This is a genomic window from Altererythrobacter sp. C41, assembly GCF_016803135.1.
Taxonomy (GTDB): Bacteria; Pseudomonadota; Alphaproteobacteria; order Sphingomonadales; family Sphingomonadaceae; genus Pelagerythrobacter.
Window position 1 is genome coordinate 323,476 of record NZ_JAEVFE010000002.1, and the last position, 23,700, is coordinate 347,175.

The following is a 23,700-nucleotide window of genomic DNA, read 5'->3' on the forward strand; positions in this document are numbered from 1 at the left end:
GAAGCTTCGCGGCGAAAGAACAATCTTGAGTAGACGAAATGTGATTTCATAACAAGAAGATCGATCTATGCGACGGTGTTCTTTGACGAGCGATCACTTCGACTTGCCGATAGGCCGAGCACGCGTTTGATCTCCGGCTCTATTTCCATCCGAGCGAAGGCGCTCACATTCGAACGACCGTTGTTTCCAATCGGGAGCCGGCCCGTGACATTGCCCAAGGGGGCGAGGACAAGCCTGAAGATCTGGCCTCGAATCTCCCGCCAGTTCTGCAGTCGCCAGGCAAGCCGAAGCATCCGCAGATGGGAGCCGCAGTGCGGTCCCAAGCGGACCTGTGCCACGATGTGGGCTCGCTCGAGGTGATGCCATGCGCTACCGATATTCCCGGCACGTCTCGCAGCTTCTGACCGATGATATTCCTCGGCAAGGAAGGCGTCCATTCGGGCGATGGCGTCGCTATTCATGAGCCAGCTCCTGACGCGCCTGCCCGAATACCTCGATGCTGCCCCAGAACGCGAGGCCGGCCATGACCGAGGCGACTAGCAGGTCGGGCCAAGCCTGTCCCGTGCCGAAGACGCCGAGAGCAGCCCCCAACACCGCGAGGTTGCCGATCGCGTCGTTGCGCGAGCAGATCCAGACCGATCGCATGTTCGCGTCGCCCTCGCGGAAGCTGAACAGCATCAGTGCGACGATAACATTGGTCGCCAAGGCCAGGACGCCGACCATACCCATCGTCGCCGGCTCCGGATCGGCACCCGCTATCAGGCCATAGACGGCATAGCCGATCACCCAGACACCGAAGGCGAGCATGGTCGCGGCTTTCACCAGGGCAGCTCTGGCTCGCCAGGCGAGCGCCATTCCTGCAACGCCCAAGCTGATCGCGTAGTTCGCGGCATCGCCGAAGAAGTCGAGCGCATCGGCTTGGAGCGAACGGGAATCGGCAGCGACACCGGCCACCATCTCCACCATGAACATGGCCGCATTTGCGCTAAGCGCGATCCAAAGGACGCGGCGCCAGCGCAGATCGTTGTGCGCGGTGGTGTCGGGTTCCGGTGTCTGGCAGCAGGACTTCGCCATGCCACTCTCCTTGCAACGTTCGAGTCGCAGCTACATATGCACCTTGTAGCAACTACAGGGTCAAGCGGTGCGTATCGGAGAGTTGGCGAGAGCCACCGGCATCAAGGCGGAGACGATCCGCTATTACGAGCGTGAAGGGATACTGCCGGCTGCGGATCGCACCGACAGCAACTATCGCGACTATTCGGACAGCCACTTGGCAACACTGACCTTCATTCGTCGCGCCCGCCAGCTAGGGTTCGGCATGGCACAGGTGCAGGAGCTCCTCGCTCTGTCCGATCGTGCCGACAAGCCATGTCAGAATGTCGATGAACTGGTCCGTGACCAGCTGGAGGAGGTGGAACGCAAGATCCTAGACCTTTCGTCACTTCGGGACGAACTGCGGCTCATGCTGCGCTCGTGCGAAGCCAATCGCATAGGCGAGTGCCGAATTGTGGAGAGCCTTGCGCGCCCGCTTATATAGAAATCGATCCGGTCCTGTCAGAAAAGCTCGTATTCGCGCGTTTAGCGATACGGATCAGGCCCCTTCAGCGTGGATAAGTCCCTGCATCCGGTGGGATCGTTGCTCGGTATGCGGGGCCATCGACTTGACGTCGAGTCCACGCCGTAGGAACGTGGCCCCCGGGGGGAGACGTTTCCTGAAATGTGGTCAGATAATGAAACCATTCGCGACCTGGTAAACTTCTCGCAGGTCGCCGACATCGCGGCCGAGAGAATCGTGGGCGCTCGCGGTGAACCCCTGTCCATGGGGATCTCCGGTGACTGGGGCGTCGGCAAGTCCTCGATGATGAAGTTACTGCGAAACTCCCTCGAGGAACGTGACGAAATCGATGTTCGGTTCGTCGAGTTCAACGCTTGGCTCTATCAGAACTACGACGACGCACGCGCCGCGCTCATGGAGGCCATTACGGCAGCGGTCGTCGAGCAGGCGATCGAAAAAAAGGACACTCTGGCCAAGCCAGTGCTGGAAAAAGCCAAGGGGCTGCTCAAGCGCGTGAAAAAGTTGCGACTGCTGGGCCTCGCTGGCTCCGCAGCGGTCGACTATTTCACCATGGGGACGATGACACCCCTGGTAGCTGGCGGCATGGCTGCGTTGAGCGGCTTCACGGACGGAAACGTGACCGGTGAGGACATCAAGCAAGCAAAGGATTTCGTTGCAGAGGGTATCTCAGGCGGGAAATCCCTCATCGATGAGGAAAAAGACGAGGAAGGGGCCGAGCCAGCCGAAGAAACACCACGAAAGGCCATTCAGGCGTTTCGCGATGACCTTGAAGCGACCCTCGAAGAGCTCGGCATCACCTTGGTCGTCCTCATCGACGATCTCGATCGCTGTCTGCCGAAGACCGCCATCGCGACGCTCGAAGCCATGCGGCTGTTCCTGTTCCTCAAGCACACCGCTTTCGTCATAGCGGCCGACGAGGGGATGATCCGCCAGGCTGTGCGCTCCCATTTCGACGGGGCCGACCTCAATGATGATCTGGTCACCAATTATTTCGACAAGCTGATCCAACTCCCCATTCGCGTTCCTCCCCTCGGCACGCAGGAGGTGCGGGCGTACCTGATGATGCTGTTCGTGGAGAACGATACCGAGCTCGATAACGCTAAAAAGGATGAGTTGCGGGCGGCTGTCTGCAAGCGATTGGGGCGATCCTGGGAAGGACAGCGCGTCGACAAGGCCTTCATGGTCAAACAGATCGGCGAATGCCCGACGGGTCTGCTCAATCGGCTGGCGCTCGCCGAGCGAATTGCCCCGATCCTTACGACGTCGCCCAAGATCCAAGGCAATCCAAGGCTGATCAAGCGCTTCCTCAACACGCTCTCGATGCGGATGTCCATGGCTCGTATCCAGGACGTGAACGTCGATGAGGAGGTCCTGGTCAAGCTCCTCCTATTTGAACGGTGCGGTGACAAGGAGGCCTACAGCGAACTGCTACGCGCGGTAAACGAAGCGGAAGACGGTCACCCCATGCTGCTCGCCGACAAGGAGAGGCGGGTGCGAGGTGACGATGAGGTTCCGCCGCTGGAGAAGCCGTGGAGCGATCCCTTCCACTCGAACTGGCTCGCTCTGGACCCGCCTTTAGCCGATCGCGATCTGCGCGGTGCCCTCTACGTCAGCAGGGAAACCCACCCAATCATATCCCGGGCAGACGAATTGTCTTCGGACGCGAAGAACGTGCTCGACATGCTTCTCAAGATGACTTCGGCCAGCACCACCGTCAACGAGGAGGTCGCCAAGCTCTCGACGCAGGAACTAGCCCACGTCACCGATGCTGTCGTCTCGAAAGCGCGTCAGGAGACCGCGTGGGGAACGCCGAATATCCTCAATGCCCTCCAGTCGCTCGCGGGCGCCTCCGCTGCTTCCGCCTCACTCGTGGTGGCGTTTTTCGCCGAGGTACCCACGAGCCAGATCAAGGCGTCGCTCGTGCCACGCCTTGCCAATGCAGAATGGGGGAAGCAGGTCCTTGTCTCGCTCAACGCACGCGACGACCTGAAAGGCCCCCCGCGCAAAGCGATCCAGGCCGCGATGAAGGGAGACGACTGATGGGAACGTCCGCCTCGAGCAAGGGGCCGGGTTCGGGACCCGATATTCCCATCGTTCCGCCTTGGGTGGATGATCCGCCGAAACCAGCGCCTCAACCGGCGGCACCGAATATGCAGCCCACCTCCCCCTTCGGTCCGGGCGGTCCGGGCTCGCCTTCACAACCGGGAACGCCGAACGCTCCTCAGGTTCCACAGCAGCAGCCGCAATCAGATCCATCACCACCAGGGCGCTGGCGCGGCACTCGAACTTCGCTTGGCAAATTCGCCGGCGGTGGCTCCGATCGGGAGCGCCACCTCAAGCGGGGTTTGGGTCACTACTCGAAAGGCGGAATGGGCGGGAGCCGGAATGCCGCGCGGCGTCTACGTGGATCCTCCCGATCAGCCGGCACCCTCCACGCTGCACTGACCTCGCTTTCGTCCGGCGCCCCGCTGCCTCCAGATCTAGGGATCGATGCCCAAGCTCTTGCCGCACTGCCACCGGACCAAGCCGTCGATGCGCTGGTCGATGCCATCAGGCCAATCGATGGCACGCAGGACGCGGAGGCCACACGGGATTCCGCAGCCCGCGCCCTTTCCGAAATACTTGATCAGAACCCGGATCTCACCAACCTCACACCTGCACAGATCGACCAGGTGACGGCCTCACTTCTCGGCCACGATGTCGCACACAGGATCGAGCTCGATGTCGGCAAAGCGGTCATCGACAAGGCGCCCACCAAGGGAGAGGGTCTGGAGAGGCTGCAGGAGATGAAGGACTACGTGCGCGAGGTAGTCGCCGCCGAATACACTGCCGAGCGCGCCAAGGCCGGAACGGTCGGCAAGGCAGCTATCGAGCGCATCTCGAACAATGCCGTCCAGCAGACCTTCGAGGTGTTCGAAGACGAGGCCGAACTATGACAGCCATCGCATGCCTGCCCGAAGACGTGGCAGACCTCCCCGGTTCGGATATCCGGTTCGACCTCTATTCGAATTCGCGCCGCGGTATGCGTGGCCGCGTCGGAGACTTGGTGCCGGCTCACCTGCGACGGCAAGGGCTGCGTCCTTCGGCGCGTGCGTGGGATTTCACCTCCTTCGCGCTTGCCGCCGTAGCGGCAGACGAAGCGGTATCACGCGAACGGAGCCCAGATGGTTGGACGCGAGAGATCGAGCTTACTGTAGCGGTCACGGATCCCGATCTCTGGGATACGCAGCGCGGGCGCCTCATCAATGCGCTTCGGTTCCTGTCGGGTGACATCTGGACCCTCGATTTTGTGGGACACGGCATCGTGCCACCTGGCCGCGGGAAAGAGAGGGTGCGCTCGGAAGATCTCGTCTGCCTCCTCTCCGGGGGCATGGACAGTCTGGTGGGAGCAATCGACGTCGCGGGTGAAGGACGCACGCCGTTGTTTGTCAGTCAGATCGCCAAAGGCGACTCTCCCACGCAGAAGTGGTTCGCGCAGTCGATCTCGCCGACGAGCCTCCATCTCCAGATGAATCATCATGCCCGGCCGCCCGGACCATCGGAGCGATCACAGCGGGCGCGCTCGCTCGCGTTCCTCGGTTTCGGCGTGCTGGCCGCCAGCTGCCTGGCGAAGCACCGCGACGGTAGCCTCGCCGAACTGCGAATTCCCGAGAACGGCTTCATAAGCCAGAACGTCCCCCTGACCCCCATGCGCACCGGAACGCTCAGCACAAGGACAACCCATCCGTATTTCCTGCGCCTGATCCAGGAGACACTCGATGATGTCGGACTGCGGGTTCAGCTCAACAATCCGTACGAGGTCGCCACGAAAGGCGAAATGCTCGGCGGTTGCACGGATCAAGGCCTTCTGTCCCGGTTGGCCGGGGCCTCCACGAGTTGCGGGCGCTTTTCACGCACGGGTTTCCAGCATTGCGGACGCTGCGTGCCTTGTCAGGTGCGACGCGGTGCATACCTCGCCTGGGGCAAACCCGATGATACGACGAAGGGATACAAATACGACGACCTGAGCCTGAGCGACAGGAAACATGCAAGGTTCGATGACGTGCGCTCAGTGGCCATCGCGATCGAAACTGTCCGTGCCGGCGGGATCGACGAGTTAATCGGGGGCGCTATGAACGGTCGCCTCCTTGGCGATGTCCAGCCCTACCGCGACGTTGTCGAGCGTGGCATCGCGGAACTTGCCGCCCTTCACGCTGATCTGCGCGTCCCATGATTGATTTCCATTGTCACCTCGATCTCTATCCGGACCCTCAAGAGGTCCTTCGCGGGATCGATGCCCGCGGCACCTATGTGCTCGCCGTCACTACCACGCCGAAAGCCTGGCGCGGTACCAAGAAGCTCGTCGGTGAACGCAAGCGGGTCAGGGTGGCGCTTGGACTGCACCCGGAGGTCGTGGGGCAACGACACCAGGAAGTAGCGCTGCTCTGCGGCCTGATGCCGGAGAGTCGCTACGTCGGCGAGATCGGTCTCGACGGCAGTCTGCAACACAAGTCGACGCTGGATCTGCAACAGAAGGTGTTCACGCGAATTCTTGCGGAGAGCGCGCGTCTGGGCGGACGCATCATGACGATCCACTCCCGGGGCGCCGCTACCGCAGTGCTCGACGCACTCGAAAGCGAGCCACGCGCCGGGGTCCCGATCCTGCACTGGTTCAGCGGGACAAAGAGCGAGCTCGACCGAGCCATCGCCTTGGGATGCTGGTTTTCCGTGGGCCCGGCCATGATGCGATCGAGCAAGGGGCGGGAGCTTGCGTCGCTCATGCCTCTGGACCGAATGCTCACCGAAACCGACGCGCCATTCACAAAATCCGGTCCGGCTCCCCTGATGCCGTGGCAGGCGTATGACTGCCTTTCCGCAGTCGCAGCGGCAAGAGAGATTGCCGAGCATGACCTCGGCGGGATCATCCGACGCAACCTGCGACGGATCACGCAGATGAACTCTCCGTTCGAATTGTTACACCATGACAAACCCGTTCTCACCCCAAACTATTGACGCTCTCGTTGCGGTGATCTCAGGTGGGAGCGCGAATAGTAGCGAGCCGCCCATCGGTCACCGAGAAATGCCCCGTCCACCGTACTCTCCATACGGGAGCGACGATTGAGACGAAGGGACTCTGCCGCAATCAATCCCTTTACCGGATATCGAAGGCTGGCAGGCCCGCGCTTCGGCAGGTAACCTCGCTGGAGAGGGAAATGGATGATGGCCAAGGCTGACACCACTAGGTTCGGCGCCGCGGATTACCTCAACACCGCCGAGCATGTCGTCGCATACCTCGATGCCCTACCTCGAGGACGGATCGCCTGAGGAAATTCGTGCCGCGCTCGACACTGCCGTCCGTTCGCGTGGCATTTCAGAATTGGCCAAGCGGATCGACATGTCGCGCGCCGGCCTTTCCAAAGCCCTTGGCGCGAACGGAGGTCCGTCCTTCGAAACTGTGCGGAGCATGCTGCACGCGCTTGGTCTGCTGTTGACGGTCAAAGCTATGAAGCAGGCTAGCCGAGTCCCTAGTCTATTCTTCGAACATTCACTCTCGCTAGATAGCTGAACGTCTTCGCGAGAGGTATCAAGAGACTCCCGCGCATCGGTTGTCGAGGAGCGCGAGGCAAGTCCGTCTTCTCAGTTATGAATGCGCCCCAGGAGATACCTCGCGACGCGTTCAAGATCTTCAAGCTCGCCGCTGGTTATCAGGGCCAGCGGAGTTCTGCGCCGGAATGTCGAACCTGTGTTCGGCGCACGCAGCCAAACGGTAGCCTGTTCATCCGGAAAGAGCGTTGCAAGGGATGCGTAGATCGACAGAACGCAGCCGATCCGCACAATCACATCCATCGGGATCGCAAAGGCCTCGTGCGCTCGCACGCGAACTTTCCAATCGGCGAAGGTCACCGGGTCGTGAATACCGAGAACTCGCATCTGCTCCTCGTTGCTCAAGCTCCATTGCTCGGCGATATTGAGAAATGTGCGGAGGCCCGCGCCGCCATGTAGAACAGGGTCCGGTTGGAAAGTGGGTTCCATTGTCAGATGTACACACCAGCTTCGATCGAGCCGATCATGTTGAGGACGAGTTCCAGACCTTCATCGGACTCCTCGGCGCGCTCGATCGGGCTCTGCCCCTCCAGGCACTGATGCGGGCGGTTCATGAAGTAGGCCGTGTCAAGAAGATCGCCTGCGTAAAGGCGGGCGGCTGCCTCGAGCGCAGCTTTCGTGGAGCGGGAGCCCACCGCGGCGGCCAGATGGAAGCCTTCCGCCAACAAATTGACGGCTTCATCTTCCCGGCCTGCGTCGATCAACGCTAGAATATTGCGACGCTCAGTCACACGTCCGCGCCTCCGTCGTGATGCTCTTGCTGCTTCTGCGAGATCGGAGCTCACCATCGCGACCACCTGCGGGATGTCGCTCCACTCGATCACCGATGACGATGTTCGAATTGCCGTCCGCTCGAATTCGGCGCCTGCAACTGTTTGCATTTTCGGACATACTTGACCGAACCATCACCATTCCGACGAATTGGGAGCGAGGATCGCCAATTTCAGCGCCTCAGTGCCCATAAGCTCCAGCATTTCTCGCGGAACGTCGGCGACACCGAAGATCGTGAGAGCTTCTTCCGTCAGGTCAACGGGATAGTAGCCTTCAGCTAAGCTCTGTACGTGTTGATTGCAGTCGAGCCCGAACTCATTGAGCATGCGTCTGTAAGCGAGCAATTGGTCGAAGAGCGCATGGACGGCGCCTACGTTGCTGTGCGCCATGCTTCTCGCGATCGTGTGCGCAATGTCGGCGCCGTCTTCAGATACTGGCAACCGCTTTAGGACGAGGCGCTTGGCTTCCTGCCAGATGCCGCCTGTCTCATGTCTCGTGAAGGTCCATTCCTCCAACTCAGGGATGGGCGGAATGGCATGGGTGAAGGACAGTACCAAACAGCAATCCGCAGGAGGCTTGCAGGCCGCGCCTTTGATGCTCGAATTCCAATCGGCGAGCGAGTTTACCGCGAAGTTCGGCCAGCCAAGCCTGTGCAGGTCGACCGAGGGAACGAAACATTGTTCGGGCACCATGGCGATCGGGATTGGCGCACTTGGCAGTGTGTGGAGGTCGACCAAACGTGAACTGTCCAGCTTAGCAGAGTCCTTGTGCATCCCAATTTCTCCAATAGCGAATCAGGAACAGAAGAAGAACATATTTCAAATGTTCAGTCAAGCAGAATAGATTTCAGGATACGACGCCATAAACAACTGAGTTGTACGAAACTAATCTCAAATGAACCAACCGATTCAGTTTCAGAGCACCCAAATCCTTTATAGAATCGGTGCCGCACGTGGTCGTCGCATATGCGTCTTATCTAATGTCTAATCGATATCTATAGATAGGCATAAATGCCACTTATTCAGCTCTAATGCCGCCACTAATACTGGGGCGTTGGCCGATCGAGGCGTGGCTTCGTGTAGCGAGAGCAGTACAGATGCCATTACGTAGTATTTCGGGTGGCGAACGGTACGCCAGCAGGCGGCAAGCCCCGATTCCGTGCAGATCGCGATGGACAGACTGGCATCGGGGCCCGTCATGCCGAACCCGCCGGACCGGACGTGCGTGGCGTTGGGGCCGAGTGTAGCCGCATGACCGAAAATCTACCCGTCCTCCTACGCCGCCGTTTCAAGAGCTGATCGGGGTCGATCACCAGTCGGAGGTGAGTCAGTGGGCCTGCGCCACCTACAGGCTCGCAGCCTGTTTCGCTCCTGAGCTTTGTAAACCCAGAATCAGTCGAAAAGGCTGGTCACCCAATCGAGCGTAGTCCAGCCCATCGCAATGTAACCTGCGCCTAACACGATCACCACGGCGCATACTTCCAGCCGAAACCCGATTGACTCTTCGTCCTCGTCGTTCGCATTCCAATCGCGCATCGGCACTGATTAGCTTGCATCACATATTCAGGCTACGCCGGATTGGGATGCGGCCATCGCTCCGGAGGCCACGCGCCAGGTTCACCCATTGCAGAACCGCACTGCGAGCAGATGGGCGGTCAGCGCCGGGGTCAGCCTTGTGTGCGGTGCAGATGGATTGATTCTCACTAGCTTCCGCTATTCTCACTAGCTTACGTGTTTGACATCGGCGGCGCTGACGGGATCGACTTCGACGTGGAGGTCGATCCGGTCCAGCATCGGGCCAGAGACTTTCGACTGATAGTCCGCCGCGCAGCGCGGTGCACGGCTGCAGGCGAGGGCCGGATCGCCGAGATGCCCGCAGCGGCAGGGGTTCATCGCGGCGACGAGTTGTACCCGTGCCGGAAAGGTGACGTGCGCATTGGCGCGGGCGACGTCCACCTTGCCCGTCTCGAGCGGCTGGCGCAGCGAATCGAGCACCGCGCGCTGGAACTCGGGCAGTTCGTCGAGGAACAGCACGCCCAGATGCGCCAGGCTGACCTCGCCCGGCTTGACCTTCAACCCGCCTCCGGTGAGCGCGGCCATGCTTGCCGAATGGTGCGGTGCGCGAAACGGACGGGTGCGACTGATCCGTCCGCCCTCAAGCGTGCCCGCGACCGACTGGACCATCGACACCTCGAGCGCCTCGGCCGAAGTGAGCTCCGGCAGCACGCCCGGAAGGCACGAGGCGAGCAGGCTCTTGCCCGCGCCCGGCGGCCCGATCATCAACAGGTTGTGCCCGCCCGCGGCGGCGATCTCGAGCGCGCGCTTGGCGGTTTCCTGTCCCTTCACCTGCTTCAGGTCGGGCCCATGCGGCGCCTGCTCGACGTCGCCCTGAGGCGGGTCAGGTAGCCGCTGCGTGCCTTTCAGGTGATTGAGCAGGCTGATCAAGTCGGGCGCGGCGACCACCGGGACCTCGCTCGCCCAGCGCGCCTCGGAGCCTTGCGCCGCCGGGCAGATCAGCCCGATTTCCTCCTCGCTCGCATGAAGCGCGGCGAGCAGCACGCCGGGCGAGGGAACCACCCGCCCGTCGAGCGCCAGTTCGCCCACGGCGATGAAGTCGGTCAGATGCTCGGCATCGGTCACGCCCATGACGGCCAGCAGCGCGAGCGCGATCGGCAGGTCGTAGTGCGAGCCTTCCTTGGGCAAGTCGGCCGGCGAAAGGTTGATCGTGATCCGCTTGGGCGGCAACGCGAGTCCCATGGCCGAGAGCGCCGCGCGCACCCGCTCCTTGCTCTCGCCCACCGCCTTGTCCGCGAGACCGACGATGTTGAATTTCGGCAGGCCGGGCGCGATCGAGCACTGCACCTCCACCGCGCGCGCCTCCAGCCCGAGATAGGCCACCGTCCTCACCAGTGCGACCACGAAGTCCCCCTGTTCCCCGGGAGGTGTTGTGGCGCGAACGGGTCCGGCTGTCGAGACGGAGGCGAGTGAATGCTCGGAGATGGAGCGAACAAGGTGAATCGCGCGGCAAGCATCTTGCTTCCGATTCGGGCAAGGCCGCCGGCCGCATACCGGCAGGATGCGAAAAGCGCTCCTTGCCCTTGCGAGCCTCCTGACCGCGCTCACCGCGCCGGCGCATGCGCGCGAGCCCGCTGTCGTGGCGGCATCCGAGGCCGGCTCGACGCGGTTCGTTCCATCGCGGATCGCAGCGGAGCGATCGGCGATCGCCAGCTACGGTCCGTTCCGGGTCCTCGACACCGGCCGCGTCGCACTGGTCGGCGTGACCGATTCGGCGACGCCCGCGCAGTTCGCCGCCATGTTGCGCGACTATCCCGCGCTGGCCACGCTCGAACTGGTCGAATGCCCGGGGACCGAGGACGACCGCGCCAACCTGGAGCTCGGGCGCCTCATTCGTGCCGCCGGCCTGGCGACGCATGTTCCGCGCGGCGGCTCGGTGCGCTCGGGCGCGGTCGAGTTGTTCCTGGCCGGCACGACGCGCCGTATCGACGAAGGCGCCGAGTTCGCGGTTCATTCGTGGATCGATGAGGACGGACGCGAGGCGAAGGATTTCGCGCCGGACGCTGCCATCCACCAGCCTTATCTTGTCTATTATCGCGAGATGGGCATGGACGAGGCGCAGGCGCGGGCGTTCTACACCATGACCAATTCCGCCCCCTTCGCTGCGGCGAAATGGCTCGATGCTGCGGAGATGCGCCGCTGGATCGGCGGGGGCGAGGCACGGTCCGCGCCGCGCATCGCCTATCTTGACTTGCAGGGCGCGCTGCCCTAACCGCGCGGCCCATACGGGAGGTCGCCTCACGGGGGCGGCCCTTTTTATTTCGACCCAGAGGTTATCATGAAGCGCACTTTTCAGCCCAGCAACCTGGTCCGCGCCCGCCGCCATGGCTTCTTCGCGCGCAAGGCGACCCCGGGCGGCCGCAAGGTGCTGCGCGCCCGCCGCAAGCGTGGCCGCAAGTCGCTCTGCGCGTAATTTGTTTGCGCACGCCCATCCGAGCGTGCGATTTCCTCGCGCCTGACGGCGCTGCGGGCGGCCGGTCGGCCTTGCGGGCTCCCTTCGGGAGCCCGTTTTCGTGCGTGCTTATCAATGCCCCCGTTTGATCCTATTTCTTCTGCCATGACCATCGGGACGATCCGCAAGCGGGCCGACTTCCTGGCGGCGAATCGCGGGCTGCGTGTGGCGCGGCCAGGGTTCGTGCTGCTGGCGCATCCCAACGGCGGGCAGGGCAAGCGGTTCGGGGTCACGGTAACCAAGAAGATCGGCAACGCGGTGGTGCGCAACCGGATGAAGCGCCGGTTCCGCGAACTGCTGCGCGCCGCACTCCCGGAGGCCGGCCTGGCCGATCACGATCACGTTCTGATCGGACGCGAAGGCGGGATCGAGCGCGATTTCGCCAAGATGCAGGTCGAACTGGCGGAGGCGCTGAGCCGCGCCGCGCAGGGCAAGGCCGATCCGCCTCGCCGCCGCCGAAGCCGCCCGAGATGAAGCGGATCCTGATCCTCGTCGCCCGCGCCTGGCAGCTCGGCCCGTCGCGGATACTTCCGCCGACGTGCCGCTATGCCCCGAGCTGCTCCGAATATGCGATCGAGGCGCTCGGCAAATACGGGGCAATCAAGGGTGGATGGATGGCGGCTAAGCGTATAATGCGCTGCCACCCATGGGGCGGGCACGGCTATGATCCGGTGCCGTAATGCCTATATAACACACCGACTGCGTCAGATTACGGGATCCAAGCCTTGCAAAACCAGCGCAACCTCCTGCTCGCCGTCCTGCTGAGCGGCCTGCTGATTCTCGGCTGGGACGCCGGGATGAGCTGGCTCTACCCCCAGACCGAGAGCACCGCGGTGGAAGGCAAGGTCGATACCCCGACCGAAGTGGCGGAGGTGCGCCACACCCGCGAGGGCGGACTGTCCGATCCGGGCGAGATCGCGCAGGAGAAAGCGGATCTCGCGACCTCGCTCGCGGCGCCGGGCCGCGTGGCGATCGATGCGCCGGACCTCGCCGGATCGATCAACCCCGTGGGCGCGCGCGTCGACGACGTCACGCTCAGGAGCCAGCGCGAATCGGTGAAGGAAGACAGCGGCCCGGTCCGCCTGTTCTCGCCGCAGGGCACCCCTGCGCAGCACTTCGCGCAGTTCGGCTGGGTCGGTGAAGGCATCCAGGTGCCCGGCGCGGACACCGTCTGGCAGGTCGAAGGCGGTCCGCTGGCGCCCGAAACTCCCGTCACCATGCGGTGGGACAACGGCGAGGGGCAGCTCTTCTCGATCCGCCTGACGGTGGACGACAACTTCATGATCACCGCCGAGCAGACCATCGCCAACACCGGGGACGGCGCGGTAATCGTGCGGCCCTTCGCGCTGCTCAACCGGACCAGCCGCACCGCCAGCCAGAGCACCTGGACGCTCCATTCGGGCCCGATCGGCTACTTCGGCGACGGTGTGCAGTTCGGCCCCGACTATGACGAGCTCGACGAGGACGGCGTCGCCGCCCCCGAAGGCCGCGCGGGCTGGATCGGGTTTACCGACATCTACTGGCTCTCCGCACTCGCGCCCGAAGCCGGCAGCAAGCCCGAAGCTGAGTTCCGCCCGCTGGGGGGCGAGCATTACCGTGCCTCGCTGGTCTACCAGCCGGTGAGCGTCGCTTCGGGTAGGCAGGTCACGCGCACGACGCAGCTCTTCGTCGGTGCCAAGGACAGTGCGATCCTCAACGACTACGAAGAAGCGGGCATCCCCGGTTTCGGCAACGCGATCGACTGGGGCTGGTTCGGCGTGATCGAGAAACCGATCCTGTGGCTGCTCAAGCAACTCTACGATCTGGCCGGCAACTTCGGCGTCGCTATCATCCTGCTCACCGTGATCGTGCGCCTGCTGATGTTCCCGATCGCGCAGAAGCAGTTTGCCTCGATGGCGGCGATGAAGGCTGTCCAGCCGAAGATGAAGGCGATCCAGGAACGCTACAAGGACGACCGCCAGAAGCAGCAGCAGGAAATCATGGCGCTCTACAAGGAAGAAGGCGTCAATCCGCTCGCCGGGTGCCTTCCCCTGCTGCTCCAGATCCCGATCTTCTTCGGTCTCTACAAGGTGCTGATGCTCTCGATCGAGATGCGCCACAAGCCGTTCGCGCTGTGGATCGAAGACCTTTCCGCACCCGATCCGGCCCATATCCTGAACCTCTTCGGCATGCTGCCGTTCGAGGTGCCGAGCCTGATCGCGATCGGCCCGCTGGCGGTGCTGCTCGGCATCACGATGTGGCTGACCTTCAAGCTCAACCCGAGCTCGATGGACCCGATGCAGCAGCAGATCTTCAACATCATGCCCTGGGTGCTGATGTTCGTCATGGCACCGTTCGCCGCCGGCCTGCTGCTCTACTGGATCACCAACAACGTGCTGACGCTGGCGCAGCAGAGCTACCTCTATTCGCGGAACCCGCAGCTCAAGGCGCAGGCGGAGAAGGAAAAGGCCGACCGCCAGCAGGCGGCCGAGCGCGAGAAGAAGGGCCAGGCGTGAGCGAGCCTTCCGACACGTCGGAGCTGGAGGAACGCGCGGCGAAGCTCTTCTCGGGCCGGGTCGAGTTCCTGCTCTCGGCCCCCGAGCTCAAGTTCCTGCCCGAACCGACGGTGCCGGAAATCGCCTTCTGCGGCCGCAGCAACGTGGGCAAGAGCTCGCTGCTCAACGCGCTCACCGGCCGCCGGGCGATCGCGCGCACCTCCGTCACCCCCGGCCGCACGCAGGAGCTGAACTTCTTCGAGGTCGGCGATCCGACACTGTTCCGCCTGGTCGACATGCCCGGCTACGGTTTCGCCAAGGCGCCGGTGAAAGTGGTCGAGCGCTGGAGGCAGCTCGTGCGGACCTACCTCAAGGGACGGCAGGTGCTCCACCGCACGCTGGTGCTGATCGATTCGCGGCACGGCCTGAAGGATGTCGACCGCGAGATGATGAAGATGCTCGATCAGACCGCGGTGGGCTACCGCTTGGTTCTGACCAAGGCCGACAAGATCAAGGCGAGCGAGCTTGCCGCGGTGCGCGAGGCGACCGCGACCGAAGCGCGCAAGCACCCCGCCGCGCACCCCACGCTCCACGTCACCAGTTCGGAGAAGGGCATGGGCATCGCCGAGCTGCGCGCGGCGGTGCTCGAGGACGCGCGGGTATAGCCTCGACAGCTTCCCGGTCAGCCCTTAGGGCCGGCCCTGCATAAAGCGGTGGGCATGCGATGAAGCTGATTATCGGCAACAAGAACTATTCGAGCTGGAGCCTGCGGGCCTGGCTCGCGCTCAAGCAGTCGGGCCTCTCGTTCGAGGAGCTGATCGTCAACATCGGCGGCGAGGAATGGGCCTCGGTCCGGCGCGAATCGGGCGAGATCATGCCCTCCGGCAAAGTCCCCGTGCTGTGGGACGGCGAGACGGTGATCTGGGACAGCTTCGCCATTCTCGAATACCTGGCCGACAAGGTCGGGCGCGAGCGGTTCTGGCCGAAGGACGACACCGCGCGCGGCATGGCGCTGTCGATGGTCGCGGAGGTGCACAGTTCCTACCAGGCGCTGCGCAGCGAGTGCCCGATGAACGTGCGCAAGCGCTTTGAAGGTGTGCGGATCTCCGACGAGGCGAAGGCGGACATCGTGCGCGTGCTTCAGCTCTGGGCCGAGGCGCGGGCGCGCTTCGGCAAGGGCGGGCCGTTCCTGTTCGGCACTTTCGGCGCGGCGGACGTGTTCTATGCTCCGGTCGTCAGCCGTTTCGTCACCTACGGCGTCGGCGTGCCCGGTTTCGCGCAGGCTTACATGGAAGCGGTGTGGGAACACGAATGGATGCAGGCCTGGATCGAGGGCGCGGAAGAAGAACGATGGGTCATCGAGCAATACGAAACCGCGCCGCGCACCTGATCGGCGCCCTGGCGCTGCTGCTCGCGTCGCTGCTTCCGGCTTCCGCCAATGCCTGGGGTTACTACGGCCATCAGACGACCGCGCAGATCGCGCTTGCCAATGTGAAGCCGGAAACCCGCACTGCGATCGCGCGGCTGATCGCGCACGAGAGCGAACTCGGCACACCCGAATGCCGCATGGACGATCTCGCCGGCGCGGCGACCTGGCCGGACTGTCTTCGCGGCAGCTACTGGCGGTGGGCCTATACCTTCGCCTGGCACTACCGCACGGCGCCGGTGTGCGAGGCCTATGACGCGAAGAAGCATTGCTCGGGCGGCAACTGCGTGACCGCGCAGATAGAGCGCAACTTCCGCATCCTGTCCGACGAGAGCCTGCCCGCAAACGTGCGGCTGGAGGCGCTCGCGTTCATGGTCCACTTCGCGGGCGACGTGCACATGCCGCTCCACTCGGGCGACAAGGACGACCGCGGGGGCAACGACCGGGTGACCGATTACGGCATCGCGCCCGATCGCAATCTCCATTCGATCTGGGACACCGCGCTCGCCGAACGCGCGATCACCGCGGCGGAGCCACCACTGGTGCGGCACTATTCCGCGCAGGAGAAGGCGGCGTTCACCGGCGGCGATCCCGCGGAATGGGGCCGCGAAAGCTGGCAGATCGCGCGCGATTTCGTCTACCCCAACGCCTTCGACCGCGATGCGTGCGAGGGCGACCTGCCCGGCGAGACGGCACTGACGCAGGAGGACATCGTCGCCGCCGTCCCGGTGGTCGAACGCCGGGTGACGCAGGCGGGCCTCCGGATCGCAGATCTCCTCGACGCGGCGTTCGCGCCGGGCGCGGCGAGCGAGCTGCCCTAGGCGTCCAGAAACGGCGCCACGATTTCGCGCCGCACCCGCGCCAGCCGACCACTCTCCCGGTCGAGCATCGCCCAGGTCGTCGCGGCGGCGACGATGACCTTCCCGGCCGCGTCGCGGAATTCGACCCGACGCACCGACGTCGCGCCGCGGGGCTCGCCGTCGATCCAGGTTTCGGCGGTCACGCTCTCTCCCTCGGAGATATTACCGCGATAGTCGATCTCGTGCCGCGTCACGACCCAGACGTAATCGCGCACATGCTCCGGTGCGGCCGCCGCTTCCCAGTGCGCGCCGGCGAGATCCTGCACCCACTGCACCCAGACCGCGTTGTTCACGTGGCCCATCACGTCGATGTGCTCGGGCCGGGCGGTGAAAGTGCGGCGGAATATCATAGCCCCCTCCTCTTCAGAGGAGGGGGTTGGGGGTGGTGGCGCGGCGCGGAGCGTCGCGCTTGCGGCAGGCACCGCCCCGCTGCGACTAGGCTCGCCTGCGGCTCGCCAAGTCTCGCTGCCCCTCCTCTGAAGAGGAGGGGCCTGAGGGCGATCCGTCTCATTCCACCATGCCCATTTGCCAGAGGATGAAGGCGAACTCCTCGGCGGTTTCCTCAAGGCTCTCGAACCGCCCGGACTTGCCGCCGTGGCCCGCACCCATGTTGGTCTTGAGCAGCAGCTCATTGTCGTCGGTCTTGAGCTCGCGTAGCCGGGCGACCCACTTGGCCGGTTCCCAATACGTCACACGCGGATCGTTGAGCCCGGCGGTCACCAGCATCGGCGGATATGCCTGCGCGCGCACGTTGTCGTAAGGGCTGTAGCTGCGGATCAGTTCGAACGCCGCTTGGTTCTCGATCGGATTGCCCCATTCGGGCCATTCGCCCGGCGTCAGCGGCAGGCTCGCATCGAGCATGGTGTTGAGCACGTCGACGAACGGCACATGCGCGACGACCGCGCCCCACAGGCCGGGGTCGGAATTGACCACCGCGCCCATCAGCTCGCCGCCGGCCGAGCCGCCCGAAATGCTGATCCTGCCCGCTTCGGTGTAGCCGCGCGCGATCAGCCCCTTCGCCGCATCGACGAAGTCGGTGAACGCGTTGGTCCGCCGTTCCAGCTTGCCCGCCTTGTACCACGCACGGCCGAGATCGTCGCCGCCGCGGATATGCGCGATGGCGTAGGCGAAACCGCGGTCGACGAGGCTCAGCCGCGTGGTCGAGAAGCCCGGCGGAATGGCGATCCCATAGGCGCCGTAGCCGTAGAGGTGCAGCGGCCCCGCGCCCTGGCGGTCGGCGCGATAGACGATCGAGACCGGGATCGGCGTTCCGTCACGTGCGGGTATCTCAAGCCGCTCGGTGCGATAGAGCGACGCGTCGTAGCCGGACGGGATCTCCTGCACTTTCAGCGTTTCGAGCCGTCGTTCGGCCACGTGATAATCGTAGACCGTCGAGGGACTGACCATGCTTTCGTACGACAGCCGCAGCGCGTCGGTCGCGAATTCGGGATTGTTGCCAAGCCCGGCGGTATAGCTTTCCTCGGGGAAGGCGATCGGCTCCACCCGCCCGGGATCGTCGTAGTAGCGCAGCTCGATCGTATCGAGACCCGCCTGCCGCCCCTCGACCACGTAGAAATCGCGAAACAGCGCGAAGCCGGTGAGGTAGAATTCGTCCGAACCCTCGATCAGCGTCGCCCAGTCGGACGGTTCGGCGAGCGGCGCGGTCGCGAGGCGGAAGTTCTCGTGCGTATCGTTGGCGTGGATGAACAGCGTCTCGCCGTTCGTGTCGACGTCGTATTCGACGCCCTTGCGCCGGGCGCGGACCAGTAGCGGCTCGGCCAGCGGATCGGCGGCCGGGATCAGGCGAACTTCGCTGGTCTCGTGATCGCTGGCGCCGACGATCAGCCACTTGTCGTCGGCCGAGAGCGTGGAGCCGACGCGGAAGCCCTCGTCGTCCTCGTGATAGAGCTCGACGTCCTCCTCGACCGGCTTGCCGAGCCAGTGGAGCCGCGCATTGTCGGTCCGCCACTGCTCGTTGGCGAGCGAGTAGACGATCCCCGTATCGCCTGCGACCCAGATCAGCGCGGAAAGCGTGCCGGGGATCTCGTCGGAGAGCATCTGGCCGGTCGCCAGATCCTTGATCCGCACGGTGAAGCGTTCGGAGCCGTTGTCGTCGATCGAATAGGCGAGCTTGCTCCCATCCTGGCTGACCGACAGCGCCCCGACGCGGAAGTATTCCTTGCCCTCGGCCAGCGCGGGTTCGTCCAGGATCAGCACGTCGGCGCTGCCGTCATCGGGCGCGCCGACCGGGCGGCGCCACCATTTCTTGTACTCGGCGCCTTCCTCGAACTCGATCCAGTAGAGCCAGTCGCCGTCCTTCTGCGGGACCGACTTGTCCGCCTCCTTGATCCGCGCGCGCATCTCCTTGAACAGCGTGTCCACGAGCGGCCGGTAAGGCTTCATCCGCGCTGCGAACCAGGCGTTCTCCGCCGCGAGGTGCGCGAGCACTTCGGCATCGTCGACCACCGGATAGCCGGGATCGCGCAGCCAGGCGTAATCGTCGGAAATCTCAAGCCCGTGATGCGTTGCTTTCACGGGCCGCTTCGCCGCGATCGGCGGCCCGGATACGGATTGTTCGGTGGCATGATCCATCCTGCGCCTCTATGTGGGCCACGAAAGGACCGCAACCATGCTGATGCAAACCCACGAAGCCCGTCTCGCCGCACTGCGCGAGGAATTGAAGCGACGGGGCCTGGATGGTTTCGTCGTTCCGATCTCCGACGAGCATATGAGCGAGTACATCGGCGGCTATGCCCAGCGCCTCGCCTGGCTGACCGGATTCGGCGGCTCGGCCGGCAGCGCGGCGGTGCTGAAGGATCGCGCGGCCATGTTCGTCGATGGCCGCTACACCATCCAGGTGCGCGAGCAGGTCGACGGCAAGCTCTACGACTATTGCCAGGTGCCGCAGGAATCGATCGGCAAGTGGCTTGCGGCCAACGCTCCCGAGGGGGCGAAGATCGGGTTCGACCCGTGGCTCCATACCAAGGGCTGGGCCGATCAGGTCGGCAAGGCGCTTGCGAAGAAAGGCGGCGAGCTGATCGCGGTCGAAAGCAATCCGGTCGACGCCGTGTGGGCCGATCAGCCCGAGCCCTCGACCGCTGCTGCGCTGGTCCATGCCGACGAGCACGCCGGCCGTTCCAGCGCGGAGAAACGCGCCGAAGTCGCCGACTGGCTCAAAGCCGAAGGTTACGACGCGGCGGTCGTCTCGGCGCTCGATTCGATCGCCTGGCTGCTCAACATCCGCGGAGCAGATGTCGAGCGCACGCCGGTCGCGCTGTCGTATCTCATAGCGCATAGCGACGGCACGGCGGACCTGTTCATCGCACCGGAGAAAGTCACCCCCGAGCTGGAGAAACATCTCGGCAATGCAGTGACGATCCGCCCGCGCAGCGAATTCGAGAGTGCGCTGGGCGCGATGGAGGGCAAGACCGTTTCGGTCGATCCCGACTACGGCGTGGCGGCGATCTTCCGCGTGCTCGAGGATGCCGGCGCGAAGCCGGTGGCCGAGCGCGATCCGGCGATCCTGCCCAAGGCGATCAAGAACCCGGTCGAACAGCAGGGCCATCGCAACGCGCAGGAACGCGACGGCGCGGCAGTCGCGCGATTCCTCCACTGGCTCTCGGTCGAAGCGCCCAAGGGCGGAGAAACCGAGCTTTCCGCCGCGGCCAGGCTGCAGGAATTTCGCCTCGCCACCGGGGCACTGAAGGACAACAGCTTCGACACGATCTCCGCCGCCGGTCCGCATGCGGCAATCCCCCATTACCGGGTCGACGAGGAATCGAACCTTCCGATCGAGCCGGGCAGCGTGTTCCTGTGCGATTCGGGCGGGCAGTATCTCGACGGCACGACCGACATCACGCGCACCGTCTGGATCGGCCCGGGTGAGCCGAGCGCGGAGCAGAAGGATCGCTTCACGCGTGTCCTCAAGGGCCATATCGCGATCGACCGCGCAACCTTCCCGCAAGGAACCAACGGCAGCCAGCTCGATGCTTTCGCGCGCCAGTTCCTGTGGCAGGCCGGGGTCGACTACGGCCATGGCACCGGCCACGGGGTCGGGAGCTATCTCGGCGTTCACGAGGGGCCGCAACGCATCGCCAAGGCGAGCGGCGGGCAGGCCGGCACCGGGCAGGAGCTCCACGCCGGCATGATCCTCTCGAACGAGCCCGGCTACTACAAGGGCGGCGAGTACGGCATCCGGATCGAGAACCTGATCCTGACCGTCACGCGAGACATTCCGGGCGGCGAAGGCGACTGGCTCGGCTTCGAGACGCTCACCTTCGTGCCGATCGACCGCACGCTGGTGGACCGCTCCCTGCTGACGGACGAGGAGATCGCCTGGTGGAATGCCTACCACGCGAAGACCCGCGCAATCCTCGCGCCGCAGCTCGAGGGCGAGGCGCTCGCCTGGCTCGAGGAGGCTTGCCGGCCGCTCTGAAGGGTCTTTCCGACGGGAATTTGTTCATGTAATGTTCCGACGGTGGCGAGTCGCAGATGGGAGAGATGCGATGATCGGTTACGTAACGCTGGGGACGAACGACCTGCAGGGCAACGCCGGGTTCTACGATGCGCTGGCCGCAGAGCTGGGTGTCGGCAGGATCATGGATTTCGACACGTTCGTCGTCTGGGGCGAACTGGGCGGCAGCGGCGCGGGCATCTCGCTGGTCAAGCCTTACGACGGCAACACGGCGACGGTCGGCAACGGGACCATGGCCGCACTTCAGGCCAAGGACCCCGAGCAGGTCCGGCGGCTGCACGAGATCGCGCTGGCCAACGGCGGCAGCGATGAGGGCGCACCGGGGCCGCGCGGCGAGCCGGACGAGCAGGGGAACACCTTCTACGCCGCCTATTTCCGCGATCGCGAGGGCAACAAGCTCAACGCCTTCTGCATGCTGCAGGGCTGATGGCCGGCACGCCGATCGAGCGGTTCCCGATTCACCTCGGGCTCGGCGCCACGGCGGTGAGCGAGCCCGAGTTCACCGGCATGGAATGGTACGGCGACTATGTCGCGCGCCATGCCGCCGACGGGAAGGAGGGGCGGCTGGTGGGCTTCCACCGCTTCACCCAGTCATGGGACAGCTGGGAGATGCATCCGGCCGGCGACGAGGTCGTGCTGTGCCTCGAAGGCGCTATGACGCTGCATCAGGAACACGCCGACGGCTCGACGGCGACGGTGACGCTCGGGGCCGGGGAATATGCGATCAATCCCCCGGGAACCTGGCATACGGCGGATATCGAGGGTGAGGCGGCCGCGCTGTTCATCACCGCGGGCGAAGGGACCGAGCACCGGCCCCGCTAGGCGCACCGCGGCTCCGGATTCTTGCACGCGGTTGAACGTGGTCGCGGCGCTGCGACAAACCGCGACACTTCTGCCGTTTCGCGCGATAATCCTGCGACAATCGCGGACTAGAAGGGCACTCTGAGCTGCGAGAGCCGCCTCCTACCTCCCCCCTTCCGGGCGGTCTCGCAGTTCAACCTTTCCCGAACGGAGGTTCGACGATGAAGAAGGTTGCCCTTTCCCTTTCTGCAGCCGCGCTCGTCCTGGGCGGTGCCACCACGGCGCTCGCCCAGCATAAGGGCGGCCGGCACAGTCCCGATGCTGACCGCGACGGCAACGTCACCCGCGCCGAAATGACCGCGCACGCCGGCGCGATGTTCCAGCGGCTCGACACCAATGGCGACGGCAGGTTCGATACCGCCGACCGCGAGGCCCGCAAGGCGCAGCGCTTCGCGCGCCTCGACGCCGACGGCGACGGCGAGGTGACGCAGGCCGAGATGGACGCGCGTCGCGCCGAGCGCCGCGCGCGAACGGCCGAACGCCGTGCGGAGCGCGCCGAGAAGCGTGAGGAGCGCCGCACGCAGCGCTTCGCCCGGCTCGACACGGATGGCAGTGGCGGCGTTTCGCAGGCCGAGATGCAGGCGGCGCGCGAGGCGCGTAGCGAAGCGCGCGGCAAACGCGGCACCCGCCCCATGTCCCATGGCCGCCGCGGCGGCCGTGCGATGGGCATTGCGATGCTGCGCGGGGCCGACGCCGATGGCGACAAGGCGATCACCCGTGCCGAATTCGACGCCGCGCTCGAGCGCCGTTTCGCCCGCTCGGATGCCGACGGCGACGGCACGATCACGGCCGCGGAACGCAAGGCCGCCCGCGACGCCATGCGTGAACGGATGAAGGAACGCCGCGCCGCGCGTCAGGCCGGCTGAGCGCAGCGCGCTTGATCGCCGGCAGACCGAGGGCCTAGGCGGGAGACGATGGACGAAACCGCGCCCACACGGCTGCTGCTGGTCGACGACGAGGCCAGCCTGCGCGAACCCCTGGCGGAATATCTGGCCCGCCAGGGGTTCGTCGTGCGGCAGGCATCCAGCGGTGCCGCGGCGCGCAGTGCGCTGATCGACGACGTCCCCGACCTCGTGCTGCTCGACATCATGATGCCGGGCGAGGACGGGCTGTCGCTCTGCCGCCATCTGGTCGAAGCGCGCGACCTGCCGGTGATCTTCCTGACCGCAAAGGGCGAAGCGACCGACCGGATCGTCGGGCTGGAGATCGGCGCCGACGACTATGTCGTAAAGCCGTTCGAGCCGCGCGAGCTGGTCGCCCGCATCCGCTCCGTCCTGCGCCGCGCCGGGCGTGCCGCCGCGCCGGCCGAGAGCGACGCGCACTACCTGTTCGAAGGCTGGCGGCTCGACCCGCTCAAGCGCAAGCTGACCGATCCCGAGGGCGCAGTCGTGCCGATCTCCACCGCCGAGTTCCGCCTGCTGCGCGCCTTCCTCGACCACGCGCGCCAGGTGCTCGACCGCGACAAGCTGCTCGACATGGTCCAGGGACGCGAGGCGCATCTGTTCGACCGGGCGGTCGACAATCAGGTCAGCCGCCTGCGCCGCAAGATCGAGGAAGACAGTCGCAGCCCCCATTTCATCCAGACCGTCCGCGGGGGCGGCTATAGCTTCGCCGCCGAGGTGCGCCGCGCCGCGCCGGAACGCGGCTGA

General features: G+C 64.7%; 26 protein-coding genes and 1 pseudogene. 19 read left to right on the top strand and 8 right to left on the bottom strand.

Features of this window, described 5'->3' with window-relative positions; genetic code table 11:
- Nucleotides 1-65: 65 nt before the first annotated feature.
- Together JNO53_RS05450 and JNO53_RS05455 are read right to left on the bottom strand one after the other, a co-directional pair.
- Nucleotides 66-461: a DUF3703 domain-containing protein gene (locus JNO53_RS05450; protein WP_203108456.1), complete on the bottom strand. Its 396-nt coding sequence runs from the start codon at nucleotides 459-461 to the stop codon at nucleotides 66-68.
- Complete coding sequence (locus JNO53_RS05455; protein ID WP_203108458.1) at nucleotides 454-1,074, bottom strand: cation transporter; 621 nt, start codon at nucleotides 1,072-1,074, stop codon at nucleotides 454-456. Before JNO53_RS05455 ends, JNO53_RS05450 begins: the two co-directional genes overlap by 8 nt.
- A 67-nt stretch (nucleotides 1,075-1,141) precedes the next feature.
- Between JNO53_RS05455 and JNO53_RS05460 the strand changes: the two genes are divergently transcribed.
- From JNO53_RS05460 to JNO53_RS15540, 6 genes are all read left to right on the top strand, one after another.
- On the top strand, nucleotides 1,142-1,537 hold the full coding sequence (locus tag JNO53_RS05460) for a MerR family transcriptional regulator (protein WP_203108460.1): 396 nt from the start codon (nucleotides 1,142-1,144) through the stop codon (nucleotides 1,535-1,537).
- A gap of 180 nt (nucleotides 1,538-1,717) precedes the next feature.
- Nucleotides 1,718-3,616 carry a KAP family P-loop NTPase fold protein gene (locus tag JNO53_RS05465; RefSeq protein ID WP_203108462.1) on the top strand — a complete coding sequence of 633 codons (1,899 nt, stop codon included), beginning with the start codon at nucleotides 1,718-1,720 and terminating at the stop codon, nucleotides 3,614-3,616.
- Nucleotides 3,616-4,512: a Qat anti-phage system associated protein QatB gene (gene qatB / locus JNO53_RS05470; protein ID WP_203108464.1), complete on the top strand. Its 897-nt coding sequence runs from the start codon at nucleotides 3,616-3,618 to the stop codon at nucleotides 4,510-4,512. Before JNO53_RS05465 ends, qatB begins: the two co-directional genes overlap by 1 nt.
- The gene (qatC, locus tag JNO53_RS05475) at nucleotides 4,509-5,789 is read left to right on the top strand and encodes a Qat anti-phage system QueC-like protein QatC (RefSeq protein WP_203108466.1); all 1,281 of its coding nucleotides are present in this window, start codon (nucleotides 4,509-4,511) and stop codon (nucleotides 5,787-5,789) included. Before qatB ends, qatC begins: the two co-directional genes overlap by 4 nt.
- A complete protein-coding gene (qatD, locus tag JNO53_RS05480; protein WP_203108468.1) occupies nucleotides 5,786-6,568 on the top strand; it encodes a Qat anti-phage system TatD family nuclease QatD in 783 nt (260 codons plus the stop codon). The genes qatC and qatD overlap by 4 nt, the downstream gene beginning before the upstream one ends.
- A 283-nt stretch (nucleotides 6,569-6,851) precedes the next feature.
- Nucleotides 6,852-7,121 carry a helix-turn-helix domain-containing transcriptional regulator gene (locus JNO53_RS15540; RefSeq protein ID WP_443111159.1) on the top strand — a complete coding sequence of 90 codons (270 nt, stop codon included), beginning with the start codon at nucleotides 6,852-6,854 and terminating at the stop codon, nucleotides 7,119-7,121.
- 71 nt (nucleotides 7,122-7,192) lie between these two features.
- Here the strand turns inward: JNO53_RS15540 and JNO53_RS05485 are convergent, their stop codons facing one another.
- The 4 genes and pseudogenes from JNO53_RS05485 to JNO53_RS05500 form a co-directional block, all read right to left on the bottom strand.
- Entirely contained in the window at nucleotides 7,193-7,588 is a 396-nt protein-coding gene (locus tag JNO53_RS05485; RefSeq protein ID WP_203108470.1) for an MbcA/ParS/Xre antitoxin family protein, read from the bottom strand.
- 2 nt (nucleotides 7,589-7,590) lie between these two features.
- The gene (locus JNO53_RS05490; protein WP_203108472.1) at nucleotides 7,591-8,040 is read right to left on the bottom strand and encodes an MbcA/ParS/Xre antitoxin family protein; all 450 of its coding nucleotides are present in this window, start codon (nucleotides 8,038-8,040) and stop codon (nucleotides 7,591-7,593) included.
- 24 nt (nucleotides 8,041-8,064) lie between these two features.
- Nucleotides 8,065-8,703, bottom strand: a complete 639-nt coding sequence (locus tag JNO53_RS05495; protein WP_203108474.1) for a hypothetical protein — start codon at nucleotides 8,701-8,703, stop codon at nucleotides 8,065-8,067.
- A gap of 963 nt (nucleotides 8,704-9,666) precedes the next feature.
- Nucleotides 9,667-10,848 (bottom strand): annotated as a pseudogene (locus JNO53_RS05500) (YifB family Mg chelatase-like AAA ATPase); the annotation flags it as partial.
- Nucleotides 10,849-11,005: 157 nt separating this feature from the next.
- Here JNO53_RS05500 and JNO53_RS05505 point away from each other — a divergent pair.
- From JNO53_RS05505 to JNO53_RS05540, 8 genes are all read left to right on the top strand, one after another.
- Entirely contained in the window at nucleotides 11,006-11,716 is a 711-nt protein-coding gene (locus JNO53_RS05505) for an alpha/beta hydrolase (protein ID WP_203108476.1), read from the top strand.
- Nucleotides 11,717-11,782: 66 nt separating this feature from the next.
- Nucleotides 11,783-11,917 (top strand): 50S ribosomal protein L34, encoded by a 135-nt coding sequence (gene rpmH, locus JNO53_RS05510; RefSeq protein ID WP_203108478.1) that lies wholly within the window; start codon nucleotides 11,783-11,785, stop codon nucleotides 11,915-11,917.
- Between the two features lie 144 nt (nucleotides 11,918-12,061).
- The gene (gene rnpA, locus JNO53_RS05515) at nucleotides 12,062-12,430 is read left to right on the top strand and encodes a ribonuclease P protein component (RefSeq protein ID WP_203108480.1); all 369 of its coding nucleotides are present in this window, start codon (nucleotides 12,062-12,064) and stop codon (nucleotides 12,428-12,430) included.
- A complete protein-coding gene (gene yidD, locus JNO53_RS05520; RefSeq protein ID WP_203108482.1) occupies nucleotides 12,427-12,636 on the top strand; it encodes a membrane protein insertion efficiency factor YidD in 210 nt (69 codons plus the stop codon). The genes rnpA and yidD overlap by 4 nt, the downstream gene beginning before the upstream one ends.
- Before the next feature lie 45 nt (nucleotides 12,637-12,681).
- A complete protein-coding gene (gene yidC / locus JNO53_RS05525) occupies nucleotides 12,682-14,451 on the top strand; it encodes a membrane protein insertase YidC (RefSeq protein ID WP_203108484.1) in 1,770 nt (589 codons plus the stop codon).
- Nucleotides 14,448-15,095, top strand: coding sequence for a ribosome biogenesis GTP-binding protein YihA/YsxC (gene yihA, locus JNO53_RS05530; protein ID WP_203108486.1), 648 nt, complete (start codon nucleotides 14,448-14,450; stop codon nucleotides 15,093-15,095). Before yidC ends, yihA begins: the two co-directional genes overlap by 4 nt.
- 59 nt (nucleotides 15,096-15,154) lie before the next feature.
- Nucleotides 15,155-15,820 (top strand): glutathione S-transferase family protein, encoded by a 666-nt coding sequence (locus tag JNO53_RS05535; protein ID WP_203108488.1) that lies wholly within the window; start codon nucleotides 15,155-15,157, stop codon nucleotides 15,818-15,820.
- A complete protein-coding gene (locus JNO53_RS05540; RefSeq protein ID WP_203108490.1) occupies nucleotides 15,781-16,677 on the top strand; it encodes a S1/P1 nuclease in 897 nt (298 codons plus the stop codon). Before JNO53_RS05535 ends, JNO53_RS05540 begins: the two co-directional genes overlap by 40 nt.
- Here JNO53_RS05540 and JNO53_RS05545 read toward each other — a convergent pair.
- Together JNO53_RS05545 and JNO53_RS05550 are read right to left on the bottom strand one after the other, a co-directional pair.
- On the bottom strand, nucleotides 16,674-17,066 hold the full coding sequence (locus JNO53_RS05545; protein ID WP_203108491.1) for an acyl-CoA thioesterase: 393 nt from the start codon (nucleotides 17,064-17,066) through the stop codon (nucleotides 16,674-16,676). The genes JNO53_RS05540 and JNO53_RS05545 overlap by 4 nt on opposite strands.
- A 157-nt stretch (nucleotides 17,067-17,223) precedes the next feature.
- Nucleotides 17,224-19,308, bottom strand: coding sequence for a S9 family peptidase (locus tag JNO53_RS05550; RefSeq protein ID WP_203108493.1), 2,085 nt, complete (start codon nucleotides 19,306-19,308; stop codon nucleotides 17,224-17,226).
- 37 nt (nucleotides 19,309-19,345) lie between these two features.
- Between JNO53_RS05550 and JNO53_RS05555 the strand changes: the two genes are divergently transcribed.
- The 5 genes from JNO53_RS05555 to JNO53_RS05575 all read left to right on the top strand — a co-directional run bounded on the left by JNO53_RS05555 (nucleotide 19,346) and on the right by JNO53_RS05575 (nucleotide 23,700).
- On the top strand, nucleotides 19,346-21,151 hold the full coding sequence (locus JNO53_RS05555; protein WP_203108495.1) for an aminopeptidase P family protein: 1,806 nt from the start codon (nucleotides 19,346-19,348) through the stop codon (nucleotides 21,149-21,151).
- 70 nt (nucleotides 21,152-21,221) lie between these two features.
- Nucleotides 21,222-21,617, top strand: coding sequence for a VOC family protein (locus tag JNO53_RS05560; protein ID WP_203108497.1), 396 nt, complete (start codon nucleotides 21,222-21,224; stop codon nucleotides 21,615-21,617).
- Nucleotides 21,617-22,012: a cupin domain-containing protein gene (locus tag JNO53_RS05565; protein WP_203108499.1), complete on the top strand. Its 396-nt coding sequence runs from the start codon at nucleotides 21,617-21,619 to the stop codon at nucleotides 22,010-22,012. Before JNO53_RS05560 ends, JNO53_RS05565 begins: the two co-directional genes overlap by 1 nt.
- A gap of 200 nt (nucleotides 22,013-22,212) precedes the next feature.
- Complete coding sequence (locus JNO53_RS05570) at nucleotides 22,213-22,917, top strand: hypothetical protein (RefSeq protein WP_203108501.1); 705 nt, start codon at nucleotides 22,213-22,215, stop codon at nucleotides 22,915-22,917.
- Between the two features lie 48 nt (nucleotides 22,918-22,965).
- Nucleotides 22,966-23,700, top strand: coding sequence for a response regulator (locus tag JNO53_RS05575; protein WP_203108503.1), 735 nt, complete (start codon nucleotides 22,966-22,968; stop codon nucleotides 23,698-23,700).